This window comes from Candidatus Cloacimonadota bacterium (assembly GCA_016932035.1).
Classification (GTDB): Bacteria; Cloacimonadota; Cloacimonadia; order JGIOTU-2; family JGIOTU-2; genus Celaenobacter.
The window spans coordinates 42685-59689 of record JAFGDR010000052.1; the positions used below are offsets into that span (position 1 = coordinate 42685).

Annotated in this window: 15 protein-coding genes; 3 read left to right on the top strand and 12 right to left on the bottom strand. The window is 41.4% G+C overall.

All coding sequences use genetic code 11. The annotated features are described in order from the left end of the window. Positions 1–330: 330 nt before the first annotated feature. On the top strand, positions 331–1401 hold the full coding sequence (gene mnmA, locus JW794_09030) for a tRNA 2-thiouridine(34) synthase MnmA (GenBank protein MBN2018253.1): 1071 nt from the start codon (positions 331–333) through the stop codon (positions 1399–1401). Positions 1402–1565: 164 nt separating this feature from the next. Here the strand turns inward: mnmA and JW794_09035 are convergent, their stop codons facing one another. The 10 genes from JW794_09035 to waaF form a co-directional block, all read right to left on the bottom strand. Then, a complete protein-coding gene (locus tag JW794_09035) occupies positions 1566–1967 on the bottom strand; it encodes an FxsA family protein (protein MBN2018254.1) in 402 nt (133 codons plus the stop codon). 4 nt (positions 1968–1971) lie between these two features. Beyond that, a complete protein-coding gene (locus JW794_09040) occupies positions 1972–2187 on the bottom strand; it encodes a hypothetical protein (protein ID MBN2018255.1) in 216 nt (71 codons plus the stop codon). An 85-nt stretch (positions 2188–2272) separates the two neighbouring features. Continuing rightward, positions 2273–4144 (bottom strand): tetratricopeptide repeat protein, encoded by a 1872-nt coding sequence (locus tag JW794_09045; protein ID MBN2018256.1) that lies wholly within the window; start codon positions 4142–4144, stop codon positions 2273–2275. Position 4145: 1 nt separating this feature from the next. Then, positions 4146–4916, bottom strand: a complete 771-nt coding sequence (locus JW794_09050; GenBank protein ID MBN2018257.1) for a hypothetical protein — start codon at positions 4914–4916, stop codon at positions 4146–4148. Positions 4917–4961: 45 nt separating this feature from the next. Further along, positions 4962–6230: a M48 family metalloprotease gene (locus tag JW794_09055; GenBank protein MBN2018258.1), complete on the bottom strand. Its 1269-nt coding sequence runs from the start codon at positions 6228–6230 to the stop codon at positions 4962–4964. Further along, positions 6230–8428, bottom strand: coding sequence for an adenylate/guanylate cyclase domain-containing protein (locus JW794_09060; protein ID MBN2018259.1), 2199 nt, complete (start codon positions 8426–8428; stop codon positions 6230–6232). Before JW794_09060 ends, JW794_09055 begins: the two co-directional genes overlap by 1 nt. Positions 8429–8542: 114 nt before the next feature. Beyond that, on the bottom strand, positions 8543–10648 hold the full coding sequence (locus tag JW794_09065) for a serine hydrolase (protein ID MBN2018260.1): 2106 nt from the start codon (positions 10646–10648) through the stop codon (positions 8543–8545). Further along, positions 10641–11546 (bottom strand): lysophospholipid acyltransferase family protein, encoded by a 906-nt coding sequence (locus JW794_09070; GenBank protein MBN2018261.1) that lies wholly within the window; start codon positions 11544–11546, stop codon positions 10641–10643. Before JW794_09070 ends, JW794_09065 begins: the two co-directional genes overlap by 8 nt. Next, positions 11546–12028 (bottom strand): cytidine/deoxycytidylate deaminase family protein, encoded by a 483-nt coding sequence (locus JW794_09075; GenBank protein MBN2018262.1) that lies wholly within the window; start codon positions 12026–12028, stop codon positions 11546–11548. Before JW794_09075 ends, JW794_09070 begins: the two co-directional genes overlap by 1 nt. An 18-nt stretch (positions 12029–12046) precedes the next feature. Next, complete coding sequence (waaF, locus tag JW794_09080; GenBank protein MBN2018263.1) at positions 12047–13027, bottom strand: lipopolysaccharide heptosyltransferase II; 981 nt, start codon at positions 13025–13027, stop codon at positions 12047–12049. 121 nt (positions 13028–13148) lie between these two features. Here waaF and JW794_09085 point away from each other — a divergent pair, with 121 nt between their 5' ends. Further along, the gene (locus JW794_09085; GenBank protein MBN2018264.1) at positions 13149–13457 is read left to right on the top strand and encodes a hypothetical protein; all 309 of its coding nucleotides are present in this window, start codon (positions 13149–13151) and stop codon (positions 13455–13457) included. A 41-nt stretch (positions 13458–13498) separates the two neighbouring features. Here JW794_09085 and JW794_09090 read toward each other — a convergent pair whose 3' ends face one another. Then, positions 13499–14998, bottom strand: coding sequence for a sodium-dependent transporter (locus JW794_09090; protein MBN2018265.1), 1500 nt, complete (start codon positions 14996–14998; stop codon positions 13499–13501). Between the two features lie 61 nt (positions 14999–15059). After that, the gene (locus JW794_09095; GenBank protein MBN2018266.1) at positions 15060–16580 is read right to left on the bottom strand and encodes a hypothetical protein; all 1521 of its coding nucleotides are present in this window, start codon (positions 16578–16580) and stop codon (positions 15060–15062) included. 235 nt (positions 16581–16815) lie between these two features. Here JW794_09095 and JW794_09100 point away from each other — a divergent pair. Further along, on the top strand, positions 16816–17005 hold a 190-nt coding region (locus JW794_09100), incomplete at its 3' end, for a hypothetical protein (protein ID MBN2018267.1).

A 17005-nucleotide genomic window follows, 5' to 3' on the forward strand; every position in this document is an offset into this window, starting at 1 on the left:
TAAATTGTCAAATTTAGATGAGATTCATGCTGCGAGTAAAAGGGAAAAATATCAACTTTTTTGAGTGTTGTTGGAATAGACCGGTATTTTTTTCGATATATATATATAAACCCCAAGCGTGAAATGGTGGAAAATGAGAAAATGGATTTGTCAGACTGGACTTCATGATCCCGAAAAGGGAATGTGGTTCAGGCTGAAGGAACAATGATAGTTCGTGTTGAATTCCATCAGCTAAATAGCTGATGAAGTCCAGTTCGAACATGTCAATTACCAATCGATCTCATCATTCCAAACTTGACGAAAAATCGAACCCCACAGTACCAATGAAGTATGGAAAAGATCGCAGTTGCAATGAGCGGTGGACTGGACAGCGCGTATGCAGCCATCAAGCTGAAAGAACAGGATTTTGATATTTTTGGCATCACCCTTCAAATGTTTTGTAAACAGCATCCAGCAGACGATCCGAATCACACGGATGAATTTAAGGAAGTACAAGCACTCTGCAAAAAAATTGGTATTCCACACGTTCTTATCAGGGCAGAAGAGTTCTTTACCTCAACGGTCATACAAAATTTCTGCGACGAATATATTGCAGGAAGGACACCGAATCCATGCGTGCTCTGCAATAAGGAAATTAAATTCGGACTGCTCCTCGAAGAAGCGCTTGCACAGGGCGCATCCCACATAACAACTGGGCATTATGCATCCATCGAATTCGAAGAACAAACACAAAGGTTTTTACTCAAACGCGGCAGAGACCACACAAAAGATCAATCGTATTTTTTGTGGAGACTGAACCAATACCAGCTCGAACATACGATTTTTCCTCTTGCAGAAGAGACAAAGGAAGACATCAAAAAAAAGATCACAAATTCTAATCTAAATATTGAAGAAAAATCTGAAAGCCAGGAGATATGCTTCGTACCTCATGATGACTATACAATGTTTTTAAAAAAACGTTTTCACGAGACAATTCATTCCGGAAACATTATCGATTCAGAAGGAAATATTCTCGGTACACATAAGGGATTTCCTTTCTACACGATCGGGCAGCGCAAAGGACTTGGCATCTCTGCGCCCCATCCGCTGTATGTGCTTGAGGTTAGACCGAAAACAAATGAGATCGTGGTTGGAGAGAGAGGTCAATTATTTCATAAAGGATTGGTCGCGAATGAATGTAATTGGATCAAATATGAGGAAGTGATGTGCCCGATAAGAGCAAAGGCAAAAGTACGCTTCAATACAACCGAAAAGCATTGCACAATTTATCCGGAAGAGCATGGAATAAAGGTTCTGTTCGATAGACCGCAAATGAGTATCACTCCCGGGCAGTCAGTGGTATTTTACGAGGGAGAATATGTGATCGGTGGTGGAATTATAGAACAAGCTATCGACGGATAAGATTACATCTTATCAAATTTCTAAATCATAATTTCTAATAAAATGTCAAAAATTCAAATAAATGTCATGCTGAGGTTACCTGTCACGGCGTAACACCTTGAAGCTGGATCGAAGCATGTATGATCGATTACTCCAATCGACCTCGGTCAACTCGGGGAATTAACCTACGAATTGACGATAAAATCCTCACCGAAAAATTTGGTTTTTATATAATTCCTAAGGGGTGTTTTAAAAATTACCCTCGTTGTGGGGAACATACAGAGTAATCCTATTGCATCGGTCAAAAATCCCGGTGTGATAAGCAGGACAGAGCCTACAAGAATGATCGCACCATCCAATAAACGCTCTGCTGGAAATTTTCCTTGAGAGATCTCCTGTTTGATCGCTTCGATGGTGCCATGACCCTGAGTTTTTGCAAGATAGGCACCCCCTAATCCTGTTATAATAATGATCGCAATTGTGCGCCAGAACCCGATAAGAGGAGCGATCTTAACAAAAAGTACGAGCTCGATCAGCGGAACAAGCGTGAAGATCAGGAAGAGGATTAAGACAGTCTTTTTCTGCATGCAGTTATTCGGTTTCTGTGTCCTTCTTTTTGGGTCTGATAAGAAGGGAAAGCGGAATGAGTACCGCATAGCCGAGTACGAGAAGAATCGTCCCGAAAGTGGTTGTAGAATTCACAATAATGAATCCAGCTATGATCGCTACGATCGCTGCAATAAAAAGTAAAATATTTATCTTTTCGAATTTAAAGCGTTCAACTTTATCTGCTTTCTTCTGTGCCATGTAAACTCCTTTTGAATAAATATAGGTAAAAAGTCATAAGCACCAATTTTTTTGTCCAATGATATTGGTTATGACCACATGTTGATCATTTAAAATTCTCTAGTGCATCTCGAGCATTTTTCACAGCTTCATCATTATTATTCACCTTAATAGAGTTCTGTAAAGCTTCCTTTGCTTTTTCTTCCATGCCGTTCTTAAGATAGATCAGCCCGATATGATATAAGATGACTGAGTCCTCGACATCACTTTCAATTACCTTGTGCATCGCATTGAGTGCATCCTGATACAAACCGAGTTTATAATAGACCCATCCGAGACTATCCCAGATATAGATATTATCGGGCGCAAGTTCGACCGCTTTTTCAAGCATCATCTTCGCTTCATCAAGACGCATGTCGTGTTCTGTCAGTGAATATCCCAGCCAATTCAGAAGATCGGGATTATCCGGGAAAAGGATGACTCCCCTATCAAGTGTTGCGATCTCCTGTTCAAAGAGATCGTGCCGATTATAGAATTGTGCGACGTTCAAATACAGGTCGAGATTGGTGCTGTCCTGCTCGAACGCTTGTGTGTAATAATATTGTGCTTTTTCGATGTCTTCCACATCTCCAAAATATTGACCAAGCCATTGAGCGCTTGTCATTTCCTTGCGGGGACGCATCTCAAGAAGAGCATAGACAGAATCTGCAGGGGTATCTGTTTTTAACTTAGCATAGGCGATCAGCACGAGAGGATAATCGTCCATACAATGTTGAAAATTGATCTTATTAAGATACTTTTTGCATAAATCTAGGGAGTCCATCTTTGCATAGTTATAGGCAAGGAGCGCTTCCATGGTGCAGGCAAGCGTGTCTGCCCGGGTCGAGTCCGCAAAGTTGAGCAGTTCCTTAAAGACAGATACATCTCCGGTCTCGTTCACAATAAAAGGAAGTATGTTGAGATGTGGAATGAGGAAACGCTGGTCGCTGATCTCCTTAAAATAATGATTTGCCCGGCCGTAATGCTGAAGCTGGATCTCAGATACAGCCATCATTTGATACAACTCCTGAAGACGGTCAGGTTCCATCATATCCTTCTCCTGGATCAGTGCTTCACCGTATTTAATAGCTTCCGGGAATCTCATCGCTTTGTATGCAGAGAAGAAAAACATCCTTTTCTGAACTGAGTCCATGTTCTCAAGCGGAAAATATTCTGAGAGATCGAGAACATCTTCAAACTGCTGAGTAAAGTAATACGAAAGCAGGAGTTGACGCAGGGTGATCGAGGTTATTTCCACTGAATTATCGAGAACAAACTTCAGTTGCTCGATCGTTCGAGAGAAATCTTTATTGTTGTAATAGAAATCCCCGAGCCATACATGCGCCTGCATAAAGTCAGGATCAATTCGCAGGATTCTCTGCAGCGTCATTTCGAACATAAGGTAATCCTGCAGACGGGAATATTCCATTGCTATCTGATATAGGATGTCTGGGTCATCAGTCTCAATCTCTGCTTTATGAAGGTATTGCATTGCACCCACACCATCTCCTTCTTGGGCAGCAACCCGATACAATGCTATATACAGCATGCTTTTCTTTTCGATTTGATGCAAGCCATTCTGGAGAATATCCCGAGCTTTTTTTGTATCACCTACGGCAAGATATCCTTCTGCCAGCATGATGTACACCTCAGGGAGGATTATTCCATTTTTCAGTACATCTTCTGCAAAGGAGATCAATCGTTCATCATTCTGCAGGTAGTAGAGCACATTCAGGCGTTCGAGGATCACCTCTTCTGATGTAGGGTCGATAAGGTAAGCTATTTCGAGGAGAGAGTCTGCAGTTGCATAGTTTCCATGATCCAGAGCAACCTCTGCAAGAGAGTAGTAATAGAGCGGGTTTGAAGCATGGACAAAGGAACAGAGAAATAAAAAGCCGCTCAACAGAACAAGCGGCTTGAGTATTTTTTTTATCATCATGTTAGAGTTGTGCAAAATATCCAATCGAGATCGAACGGTCTGGATTTTTGTAAAGATTGCCGAGGAAGTCACGGAAATTAACCTGAATTCTGATGTTATGTGCAATATTAAAGAGAAGTGCAGCATTCAAATAACCGTTGCCCTCACCAAAGCTGTATATTTCTTCATCTCCGCCACTGCCATTATCGTTGAAAGCAAAGTCATATTCCATAAGGAATGTGATATGTTGGTTGATGCTCTTGTCAAATCCGACAAAGAAGTTGATGTTATCGTCATTGTCATCCCACTCTGTGCTGTAATTTATGCCGCCGTGAAGACCAAGATTTCCAAGAAAGTGGAAGTTCCTGCTTACCACAGCATAAAATCCTTTTGATTTAACAGCGAACCTGTTGATCTCTGTGCCGTCGCTAAGCGAATCTGTATAGGTTCCAAAGCCACGGGAATCAAAACCGATAGCAATTGCAGGAAGTACTGGTGATTCATCAAAGATGCGGTATTTCACGAACACACCAGGATAGGAATTCCATTTTGGAATAGAATCACCGATAATGTATTCACCGCCGAACTGAATGCCGAACATAAGTTTTGGAAGGATACCGACTCCTGCACCGAATGAGACACCCCCTTTATCAAAAATACTGATCGGGAACTTTACTTCCCCTTTCTGAAGAATACCCGCAGTGGGGCAGTCGATCAGTTCTGTCATCTCCAGTGCAGAAAGTGCCTGGACGATAAACAAAAATCCAATAATAAAAACGAAAATCTTTTTCATACAACCTCCGTATTTGTGTACATCAGAAATCTATCTGCCTTTGTGTCAATATTTTGAGGATGAGAGCGATTTTGTCTTTTGCAGATAGCGATCTTCCCAATATTGAAGCCCTTTGGGAAGACTCATGTTTTCAAGCTTCTCTTCCACAAGATCTTTTCTCCATCCGATCTGATCCTGTGTATAATGTTCGTTATTCGAAGCTTTACCAAGAAGGATCAGGCGCATAAGAATGTGTTCCAAGGCATTGGGATAGTAGCCTGCACGAGCCGTATAGAGAAGCGCTAATCCATCTGCTTCTTCTTCATATTCTTCCAGACGTCCCTGGTAGATCGTTTCATAGATAGAGAGTGCTATATCCTCGAGTTCAGCCTCCACATCATCATATTTTTCGTCATGACCATACAGTTCATCAGAGAGTTCATCAAGTTCTGCAAAAGAATCTTCTGCGATGATCTGCACTTTCCTTTTCTCGAGTTCCTGCATACCGTGATAATGTGAGACATGGGCTATTTCGTGGGCGAGTACCGCTGCCAGCTCTGCCTCGTTTGCTATTGCCTGAAGCATACCAGTTGTAATGAAAACGATTCCGCCCGGGCAGGAGTATGCATTCGGCACATTCAGATCCAGGATAAAAAATTTGTAGGGAATATCATAGGAATCGCTTGCCTGGGCGACAAGAAGTCCCACATAATTAATGTAATCCTGAAGCGATGTGTTGTGGTAGAGACCGAGTTCGGCAATCTTATTTGCAATTGCAAATCCCATTGCTTCTTCTGAGAAGGTAAAAAATTGCGGTGCATCAAAGCGGGGGAGTTTTACACTTTTCTGGATTTTTTTAAGATTTGTGCTGCGATAGGTGTCGTCCCTGAATTGTTCAAATTTATACGGATCGATATGATAGCTCAAAAATTCATCAATAAAGTCGATCTTTTCATCGATCTTTTTTGAGAATTTACCACTCATCGCCTTGATGCCTGCTGTCATACCAATCTGAGAAATTTCAGTAATTGCTTTTTGTGAGCCGATCTCTGCGAAGAGGTCTTCGGATTCCTTTTTGCCTTCGGTCACTTTCCGGGAAATGAATCCATCGATGGTATCAGCCTGAACATTCAGCCATGCATCCTTATCTTCTATGAGGACGACCACGTATCCCTGTGGCAATGTTGCTTTCGGGGGATAGTAGGATCCCGGACCGCTTCTCAGGTATGCCGATTCACGATTGATCGTCAGATTTTCAGATGCAAAGAGATTGATCGAAATTATTCCTATAACGAGTAAGATCGCACCCATAAAAAATCGCGATTTATTTTTCATTATTTTAACTCCAGGGTAAAAATACCGTCCCAATCTTTCGGGACTTCGTGTTTAAATTTTTTACAACGCTCAAGCATTACGCCTGATGCTTTGTCATTGACTGGATTTTGCGAGAGCCTTTCAAAGATGTCAATAGCTTTGTTCCAATTGGCATGACGATAGTACTCAAGCGCTTGGACATATTCCTCGATCCAAGCATTTTCCCGCCGTGCTTCTTCGGTATTTTCATCGATGAGTTCATATACAGAGGTGGGCTCGGTTTTCCCTTTTACGCGAAGCCGATCGAGCTCCCTGCAGAGAAATTGATCTTTTATCAATTCATATGTCGATTCACTCATCATGATCTGGGTTTTGTATATTTTGTTCACACCTTCGAGACGCGCAGCAAGGTTTACATTGTCTCCGATAGCTGTGTAGTCCATTCTGTTCTTCGATCCGATATTTCCTGCAACGATCTGTCCGGAGTTCAGCCCGATCCTTGTGTGAATATGGAAATTGTCTGCAGGTGTGAATTCCTCTTTTGAACCTATCAAATCTTTACAGTAACGGCGATGCTCAAGTGCTGCCCTGCATGCAATAAGTGCGTGATCCTTTCGCTGGATAGGGGCTCCGAACATAGCCATAATACCGTCACCAGTATATTTATCGAGAAGCCCATCATTTTTGAGAACGAAGCCCGTTAATTTGTCGAAGTATTCATTCAAATAATCAACAAGCTGTTTTGGGGTTTTGCCTTCTGAGAAGGTCGTAAAGCTGGCGATATCGGTGAAAAGAACTGTTGCCGTAATGCTGTCACCCCCGATCTTTACAGAATCAGGATCTACAAGCAGTGTTTCGATGACATCCGGGTGAAGGTATCTGGTGAAAACCTTTTTTATGTCACGCTTCGAGCGTCCCTCCATAATATAGCTGATCGTCGCGCTGTACCCGTAGGAAAGCACAAAACCGATGATAGGCATTGACATGTTGAGAAGAATTCTGTCGGCTTTCCAGAGCAAGATCGTTATGCCAAGTATGTATGCCAACACGAGGATCATGAGAGGATTTGCGATCTTTGGTTTAAGGCGGATGAAAATAATAAATGTGATGAATGCAATGAGTATTGTATGAAGGATATTGATCCATGCAGGAACTATATGAATAAAGTCTTTATTGAGAAAATTGCTCAGTGTCGTTGCCCAGATTTCCATTCCAGGATATGGATTGATGAAGGGAGTAGGACGGAGGTCAGAAAGACCGGATGCGGTGGCGCCGAGTATGATATATTTGTCTTTGAAAGTATGTTCCGGAAGCGTGGGTTCTCCACCTGTTTGCCTCGCTAAAGCTGACTGAAATACAGCAGCAAAGGGATAATACTTGAATACACCTTCATTGCCGCCTGGCCCATACCAGTTTATAAAATATTTGTCGTCATGTGTAACGGGGATCTGTGATCCGTTTGTAATTATCGTGTTGCCTTTTACGTTTATATCATTCCTGTCCGATCCTAAAAGGAATGCGCTGTATGCAACTTGCGGGTAATAATGCTCTTTGTACCGATATATAAGCGGCACTCTCCGAATGATCCCGTCATCATCTGGCCGTATGTTAAGGAAGCCAAGAGATTTTGTCGCTTGAAGCAGGATATCAATTGGTATAATGCCGCCCTTGAAGTCACGCGAATAGAGCTTATCAGCAGAATGAGGTTTTATTGAAAAAGCAGTGATATCCGGCGTAACATCAGTCTCGTTCATGGTGAATTCTGAGCCGAGTATGACATTACCTGCTTCTTTGACAAAATAGGCGAATTCACCATCGGTCTGGCTTGCGTCTGTTTCTGCCCGGTCAATATCAGGATCATCGAACATCATATCAAAAATAACAGCTTTTGCCCCGACAGCGGAAAAGTAATTGACCACGATACCGTAGAAATTCCGTGGCCACTTCCATAGGTACCCAAAACTCTCAAGATAGTCCAAACTTGTGTTATCAATTGCAACCAGCACAACATTTGAATCTGCACGCTGTGGAATGGTGTATTTCCGGAATCGGTAATCGACTGTTTTCCATTCCAGCTGTTTTCCGATATCGGTTCCGTGGAAAAGTGTAACGATCAAACCGATGATCACTGCGATGACCATTCCGATATACCATTTCTTATAAATCTTGCTGAAGATATGTCCAAATTGAGATTTTCCTTCAGAATTGATATTTTTCATGAAGATACCTCGTATATTAAATAATATTCATCATTGGATGATAGTAACTTTTTTACGCAATATTTTTATAAATTGCCCGAATTATGCAACACGATCGTATACGTGTTAAGAGATTTACTTATTTTCCACCTTTTCAGCATTGAACGTTCCATTTGGCTGGATAAAAGTCAATCCTGTAACCTCATCCTTTTTAATGGTAAATTTCACAAAATAATTTTGCAGTTCACCGATCTGGAATTCATCTTCGGATTTCGGAAGAAGCTCGTAGGTTGGCTGACCGGGATAGGTGAGTATAAGCGATCCTGATGTGCTTAAATCTACAGTTACTATAATTTCAGCAAGATCATATGATCCGGTGAATTGTAATAGATATTCGGGATCGGTCATGATGTCCGGCGGGAGTTTTTCAAATTCGATTGGTGGTACGGAAGATTCCAATGATGCAGACACCTTATTGATATTCCCCTGGAGGTTGGAGTGGAATTCGAAAAGGATATTTGATTGTGCCGGCACACCCTCGGTTGGCTTGAAAACATCATAATGCCAATGCTCCATGGGACTTGCAAAGGAGTGATAGACCATATACAGGTTTTTTCCATCCTGCCCGATCTGGACAGTACCATAACCCGGATTCTCATAGGTGCCGGTATAGTCTTCTAATTCGTGAGAGGGTTTGGTTCCCTCAACCCGTTCCAGGTCACCACTCACCTCCTCTAATTCAGAAAATTGTTGTCTGTTGCTTAGGTTTCTCCCATGCCAGTCAACAGGTTCGAGATCGAGGAGTTGATCTATGATGTAGTAGGTTGCAATGCTTGTATAGCTAGAATTATTCTGATTCGTCAGAATTACAATACCTATATTGTCGTCTGGCAGCAGACTCACTAGTGCTGTGAATCCATCAATATTGCCCCCATGATTGACATATGGATGTCCTCTATAAGTCTGTATGAACCAGCCCAGTCCATAATTATAATATGAAAGTTCTTCATTTGAGTTTTTTATACTGAGGAACATATGTGGTGTGATAAGGTTTTCAACCGTTGCTTCGAGCATAAGCTGCGTATCATCGACCATTCCTTTGTTCGAAAGCATCTTTACCCATTGTGCCATATCATCAGCACAAGAATTTATTGAGCCGGCAGGTCCTATTGCTGAGATATTCCTGAAATCCATCTTTTCTATCACATCTTCTTTATTAATCCTATAGGGTAGAGAATAATCATCTTTGGTTTGTGAAATATTTACAGAAAAATTGCTGTTGTTCATTCCAAGTGGTTTGAATACTCTCTCGTAGAAAACATCTTCCCAGGTGCTGTTCGTCATTCTGCCTACAAGAATACCAGCAGTCATATACATCAGGTTTTGATATTGAAAAGTATAACGGAATGGTTCATTCGGTTCGAGATATCGCAGCCGGTCGTACATTTCTTTCCGCGAGAAATTGGAACCATACCACATCAGGTCATGACGGGGAAGCCCGGAACGGTGGGTAAGCAGGTCGATGGGAGTCATTTCTGATGTTGCATAATCGTCATACATTTTAAAATCAGGCATATATTCTCGAACGGGCGTGTTCCAATCTATCAATCCTTCGTCCACAAGAAGCCCAACGGAGAATGCAGTAAATGCCTTTGTTGATGAGCCTATTGCAAAAAGAGTCTGCGAAGTAACAGGAAGCTTGTTTTCATAATCTCGATATCCAAAACCCTCTGCCATCAAAACTTCATCATCCTTTACAATCGAAACAGAAAGACCGGCAACATGCCATGTGGACATCGTTGTATCGATGAATGTTCTGATCGCATCGATTTTATCTTCGAGTTTTTTTGCTTCATCTCGTTTATCCACTTCAGATTTTCTTAAGAGAGTGAAATCAAACGTCCCACCAGACTGGGTAAATTCTCCGCTTAGAGCATTATTATCATCGGTGAAGGTTCCCCTAAAAGTTGGTTCTCCCGGCACATCTTGAATCATAAAAGATACCCCATCATCAGTTACAGAAATATCAGTAAGCGGAAGATCGATCGCTTGCTGAAGGGGTATGTCTATAAAACCAACGATTTGGTCATCTTCAAGGAGGAATTCTACTGTTACTTCAAGTTTTTGACCGGGCACATTAATGGATCCCTGCCATTCTCCAATGAATGTATGGGTTTCTGCAACAAGGACCGAATACATTAAAAACAAAACGTTCAATATAATGAAGATTTTTTTATTCATTTTTACTCTCCTCAGGTATTAAATGCTTTTTTTGCAGCCATCGTCGATGAAACCAGAACCATTGTTCCGGGTGTTTTCTTACCATCTGCTCTAACTCGGAAGTTAATAATTGCGTGTAAAACTGTACCGACTTATCTAATGATTTCTCGAACGTTAACATAAGTGGTTCTTTCAGTACTACATGGAATTTGCCATCTGGCAGACGATAGCAGACCGCAAAGATGACGGGAGTATTGAATTTCAATGCTATCTTTGCAGTGCCAGGATTCGTTTGAGCAAGCATACCGAAAAAGTTAAGTGGAATTCCAGTTTTGCCAGCATTCTGATCGCCAAGCATGAGGATGCTTTTGTTTACTTTCAGTGTATCAACGATCCCCCGAAGAGCACCCTTCTTTGGGATCAGGTAAAGATTGTTCGATTCTCGGATCCTATTTATAAACGTATTAAAATATTGATTTTTCTGTTCCTTAGCTACAGCATATATCTTTCCTGTAAGATTACCAAGGACCTGTGCTTCGAGTTCCCAGTTGCCAAAATGTCCGGAAAAGATAATACAACCGCGTCCAAACGAAAGCGCTTCTTCAATATGTTCTTTTCCATCGATAATGAGATAATTCTTTACCTCATCATAGGTCTTAAGGGAGAACCAGCAAAACTCGATCGCAGTATAACCATAAGAGATATTGATTTCTCGTACAAGATTCCTGATCTCTTTTTCAGACAAATGTGGGAAAGCAGCTCGGAGTTGTTTTTCAACGACATCACATCGAACTTTTATAATATGGAAATTAATTAGTCCGAGAAAGCGACCAATACGTCTCGCTGCAGAAAGCGAAAAGAGATTAATTGCACGGAACAGTGTCCGAAACAGCAAGGCTTCAAGGTAATGAGTAAACATTAGATAAGTTTTTTCAGATGATCTTTTGCGTTCAAATCCAAGAGGATAAGATTTACGCCAGCATCTCTGAACATGCTTTCCGCAAGTTTGTCCGGATAGGAATCCGCAATATACACATTCTTGATCTCTGCATTGACGATCATCTTTGCGCAGATCGAGCAGGGCTGATGGGTGCAATACATAGTACCACCTTTGACGGAAACACCATTAACTGCAGCTTGAATAATCGCATTCTGTTCGGCATGGATACCTCTGCACAGCTCATGTCTTTCGCCGGCAGGAACATTTAGTTTTACTCTCAGACAGCCGACATCAGCGCAATGGGGAACTCCCTTAGGTGCACCGTTATATCCCGTGGACAGGATTTGATTATCACGAATGATGATTGCTCCGACTTTTCTGCGCAGACAGGTTGAGCGAGAGGAAACCAGTTCAGCGATTTTCATAAAATATTCGTTCCATAAAGGACGTGAAGATTCCATAGGACTCCTTTGATAAATTTATAAAGAAATTTTTTCAGCCACCATTTCTGGGAGCATACCCATCATGCATTTGAAGTGTCCTTTTGGACAGCGATCATTCCCGTGAAGCGTACAGGGACTGCAATCAAGATTGAGGGTGAGGATTTTCGCACGAGGATTAAGAGGGGCAAAACCGAGTTTTGGATGTGTTGGACCAAAAATAGCGATCTGTGGTACTCCGAGAGCAGCAGCTATGTGCATGGATCCGCAATCTCCACTTATAAAGAGATCTGAATAATTGATGATCACCGCTGTTTCGATTAACGAAGTCTTTCCACCTAGATCACATATACCGGTTTGAGAAATGCTCGTAATTTCTGCTGTCAAACTTTTCTCATTTTCAGTTCCAATCAGAATGATATTAACCTCGTAATTATTGAGAAGATGTTCAATTAATTTTTTATAATATTCGATTGGATATTGCTTGGTAAACCACGATGTTCCCGGAGAGATTGCTACTATTTTTTTCCCATCAGAAGGCAGAAAATTCTCTGCTATTGTTTCTTCATTCTCAGGAAGAAAGAGGTCGAGTTTTCTTTCGCCCAACCTAATATTGAAATTTTCCAGCACCGAAGCATAGAGTTCAACCGTAGATGATATTGGTTTCAGGTTGTGATCTTTCAGAAGTCTTTTCCTGTAAGGGTGCTTTTTCTTATACGTGATTGTTTTTCCTTTTACGAATCTCTTTATCAACGCAGAACGTAATTTATCATGCAGGTCGATGATATGAGTATAATGCTCTTTTTGCAGACGAATGATAAGCTGGAGCATGGACTCATCTTCAGGATCAAAACGGATAAGCTTATCGATATGTGGATTATATTCGAGAAGTAGAGCAAACTGTTTTTTTGTAAGAAAGTGAATTTCAGCATCCGGGAAATGTGTACGAAAAGTACGGATAATTGGAGTGGTGAGCAGTACATCTCCAAGAGAACTGAACCTGATAAAAAGCACTTTCATGGGAAAAGTTTACTTTTTATATCCTCACTCCTGTCAATCTTTCCAGAAGTAAAATTGTTTTGCTTGACACAAGAACCAGCAGTCCATCCTTACATTTAAAGTTATAAAATTCAGGAGTTTGATGAATAGTTCTGTCTTTATCTCAATTTTCTTTATGATCTTTATGATCATTCAGCAGAGGAAAAAGAAAAGGGCATTTGCATACTTTGTAAGAAAAAAAGCAAAGGAAAGGTTACCTATGGATATTTCATTATTAAAGAATCTTATGGGGCGGGAAGTGAAAATATATTATCTTACCATCGAATCAGTTTCAAGCTCGGAAACAGGCATGATCAAGTCAGCAAATGAGGATTGGGTTTTGCTCGAGAACAAGAAGGGCAAAGATGTCCTCATCAGCAATGATAAGATCATTAAGATAAATACGAAGTGATCTGATATTTTATAGATTAACTGATCTGCTTTTTTATTGTATTAATCATAATCTTCTACATTCACCTCATCTGCTCTGTCATGACGTGCTTTTATAAGTGAAAATATAATCGCAATAATGGGAAGGATGATAACCACTCCCCAGCCGGCAATAGCAATGGCAGAAGTCGGATATCCTTCATATGGAGTTTTGATTTCCTTAATAAGCTGAGTGATGAACAGCGCGAGCAGAATTACGGGGATCACGATCTTGATAAACCAGACCCACCAGCCCTTTAGTCTGCCATGCGATACATCATTGAGATGTTTGCGGAGTTTGTTCGTTTTGTAAAACCAGCCGATGACAATACACTCAACAAGCACAATCGGGATAAGACCGAAATGTTCGAGGAAATGATCTGCAATATCCAGCCAGTACATTCCTGCACCAAAGGTAAAGATGATCCCGAAAAGAAGCCCAGCTCCAGAAGCGATAAAGTTTGCAGTCCGGTGTTTGATGCCGAACTTATCTTCCAAACTTGCAGCAAAAGCTTCGACAAGAGAGAAAGCGGAGTCGATCGCTAATGTCATGAGCATGAGGAAGAAGAGGATGCCGAATATTTGTGCAAACGGCAGGTGGGAGATGACTTCCGGATAGGTGCAGAATGCAAGTCCCGGACCGCCTTTCAGCACTTGCTCTATGGGAAGCCCCTTGAGGTTTGCATAGTACCCGAGTGTTCCAAAAACTGCGAAACCGCCAACAAATGCAGTTAGGGCATCTGAAATTCCTATGATATATGCACTTCCAAGAATATCGCTTTTCTTAGGAAGGAAACTTGAGTAGGCGATCATAATGCCGAAACCGATCGATACAGAATAGAATATCTGCCCGAATGCAGCCATCCAGACCGAGGGCTCAAGAAGCTTGGCAAATACCGGCTTGAGATAGTACAGGATGCCGATACCTGCCCCCGGGAGCGTCACGCCTCTAACAACGAAAACAATGAGCAAAATCCAGGGAAGGACAACTGTTGCATACACAACTTTACCGACTGTTTTTGCACCTTTCCAGATCGAAAACATGATAAGTATCCAGCAGATGACGAGTCCTATGAGAATAAGCGGATTGATCGAACCGAGTTGATGGGGGGATTCTGTGAGTTTGAGAAAATCGTTGTAAAAGAAGGATACGGTGTCGCTGCCCCATTTGTGACCAACAGAAAACACACCATACAGCAGACTCCATGCCATGATCACCGCATAGTACGTAACGATGCCGAATCCTACCAGAACCGCCCACCATCCAAGGAACTCGAACTTCTTCTTTACCTTCTTGAATGCTCCGGGTGCAGCAAGCCCGAACTTATGACCGAGACTGATCTCCAGAAGCAATACAGGAATACCAGCTATGAAGAGAGCAATGAAGTATGCCACCAGAAAGGCTCCGCCACCATTTTCATAACACTTAAAAGGGAAACGCCAAAGGTTTCCAAGCCCAATCGCTGATCCAATCGACGCTAAAATGAATGCACGTTTACTAGACCACAATTCTCTAAACGCCATGAGTACTCCTTATATATATGAGTTTTATTTTTTGATTAAAGAAAATGTGTTCTCGGGTCTTTTAGCTCGATATTTTGATGATTTCCGGTTTCACATTTTTATATCGCGGCATGCTCATCCCAATGTTGGCATTGATATATGTTGGATCGCAGATAAGATATTTTGATCCATTGAATAAAACAGAATCCCCATCAACATTTGAGATTTTTACCGCTGTTGCGATGTGACCCGGGTAGTCCAAGCCTATGACGTCAAGCCCGAGAAGTTTTTTCACGAGATAGGCAAAAATGATCGAACGATCTTCGCAGTCACAATATGGATAATAGAGGGTTTCTTCAGCAAAGAGGCACTTTTCTTTTCCAAACTGCTGCTGGTCAGTTTTGTATTCGAAAGCAGTCTGGACAAATCGCAGGAGAATGTTCAGCGCTTCGGATTTAGATTTCCCGCTCAAAATCGGTTTGAGCTGCTCCACTAAAGATGCATATGATTGATCCATGAGCGGAGTGCTGAAATAAATTGGATAGACCGTGTGGGGATAGGTGTTCAGATAATTCACTACGTTTTTATTATAGGTATATTTGATCGTATATTTTTTGCCGTTGTAAGAGAACTTAACTTGCCTGGGCACATTACTCCCTAGGACCGGCAGGGAGTTCATGTCGAGTGAGATTGTTCTGGTAGCTTTCGGGTAATCACCTTGATAGGTGTACATCGAACCGAGCTGCAACTCTTTGCCGTCAAGGGACATGACATAGAAGCGTTTTTTATCAATTGTGAAATATGGTGCTCCAAAGATATCATCTTTACTGGGAAGGAGAAGATACACGTTATTATTCGAATAGCCGACCTTTGCTTCATAGCCGGACTTATTTAGCATGAACCAGGTGAAAAGAAGTGCATCTGTTTTATCACCCTTATTTATCTTCTTGCCAATTGAGTAAAGGAGTGAGCAGTAACCCCAATCATTCAGTGCGAGAGATTTTTTGTAGGATTCAGCTTTATCAAGTGTGCTTTCAAATTTCGCATTGCTGATGTTTTTCCAATAAGCCGCAATACTCTCATTGTTTGGTTTACCTTTCAGGGAGATTTTCAATGATGATTCATCAGGTATTGAAACAGGTGCTTCAAAAAAATCTACATTAATTGAAGCAACGTTGGTTTTTGTTTTTGGGGCTGGCTGAGGTTTTTTTACTTCCTCCTGCTTTATCTGTTCCGGTTTAGTCGCCGGTTTTGCTTTGAGGTCAGCTTGCGGGGATTTAAAAGACTTATGGGTTTTTGGGACATCGATTTCTTGTATCGTGTCGTCCCTTTCTTTTTCGGTCTGCTTGAGTGGTTGAGGTTCTATCTCTGGAATATCAGCCGGTTTAGGGGTATCATCGACTTTCAAGCCCTGGAAAACCTGGAACTGCTTCCAGTCGTCCTCGAGGAATTTCATGAAAAGTCTGTCCTGTTCATTCTTATAGTCTTCGATTTTCTTCTGTTCCTTTTTGAGCCACTCCTCATAATCAGATTGCGCGAGTAGTATCGTTGCTTGTGATAAAAAGAGGAGAAGTGCGATAAAAATGCTTATTATTTTTTTCATAGCTGCACCCCAAAAATTATTTTTTATTTATGAATGATGATTGTAAAGGTGCAAATTTATGGCAAGAAAAAAATGAACATAATCAACACTTTTGATATCTTTGCTACATTAATATTCACTTACCTGTAACCGATCGATGTTTTGTTAAGTATATCCAAAATAATTCCAGGAGCTTGACATCCCAAACCCACATTAATAATGTATTACACTTTTATTTTCGAGGTCTTGAAATTTTATGAAAAAAAACATCATCATCAAGGGTGCTGCGGAGCATAACCTGAAGAACATCGATGTAGTTCTTCCACGAAACAAATTGATCGTGTTTACCGGCGTGAGCGGGTCGGGGAAATCCTCTCTTGCGTTTGACACACTCTATGCAGAAGGACAGCGCAGGTATATCGAATCGCTCTCATCCTATGCGCGAC

Bases quoted from the DNA above. Each gene is read 5' to 3' on its own strand.
- mnmA (MBN2018253.1), top strand. From the start codon at position 331: ATGGAAAAGATCGCAGTTGCAATGAGCGGTGGACTGGACAGCGCGTAT.
- JW794_09035 (MBN2018254.1), bottom strand. From the start codon at position 1,967: ATGCAGAAAAAGACTGTCTTAATCCTCTTCCTGATCTTCACGCTTGTT.
- JW794_09040 (MBN2018255.1), bottom strand. From the start codon at position 2,187: ATGGCACAGAAGAAAGCAGATAAAGTTGAACGCTTTAAATTCGAAAAG.
- JW794_09045 (MBN2018256.1), bottom strand. From the start codon at position 4,144: ATGATGATAAAAAAAATACTCAAGCCGCTTGTTCTGTTGAGCGGCTTT.
- JW794_09050 (MBN2018257.1), bottom strand. From the start codon at position 4,916: ATGAAAAAGATTTTCGTTTTTATTATTGGATTTTTGTTTATCGTCCAG.
- JW794_09055 (MBN2018258.1), bottom strand. From the start codon at position 6,230: ATGAAAAATAAATCGCGATTTTTTATGGGTGCGATCTTACTCGTTATA.
- JW794_09060 (MBN2018259.1), bottom strand. From the start codon at position 8,428: ATGAAAAATATCAATTCTGAAGGAAAATCTCAATTTGGACATATCTTC.
- JW794_09065 (MBN2018260.1), bottom strand. From the start codon at position 10,648: ATGAATAAAAAAATCTTCATTATATTGAACGTTTTGTTTTTAATGTAT.
- JW794_09070 (MBN2018261.1), bottom strand. From the start codon at position 11,546: ATGTTTACTCATTACCTTGAAGCCTTGCTGTTTCGGACACTGTTCCGT.
- JW794_09075 (MBN2018262.1), bottom strand. From the start codon at position 12,028: ATGGAATCTTCACGTCCTTTATGGAACGAATATTTTATGAAAATCGCT.
- waaF (MBN2018263.1), bottom strand. From the start codon at position 13,027: ATGAAAGTGCTTTTTATCAGGTTCAGTTCTCTTGGAGATGTACTGCTC.
- JW794_09085 (MBN2018264.1), top strand. From the start codon at position 13,149: ATGAATAGTTCTGTCTTTATCTCAATTTTCTTTATGATCTTTATGATC.
- JW794_09090 (MBN2018265.1), bottom strand. From the start codon at position 14,998: ATGGCGTTTAGAGAATTGTGGTCTAGTAAACGTGCATTCATTTTAGCG.
- JW794_09095 (MBN2018266.1), bottom strand. From the start codon at position 16,580: ATGAAAAAAATAATAAGCATTTTTATCGCACTTCTCCTCTTTTTATCA.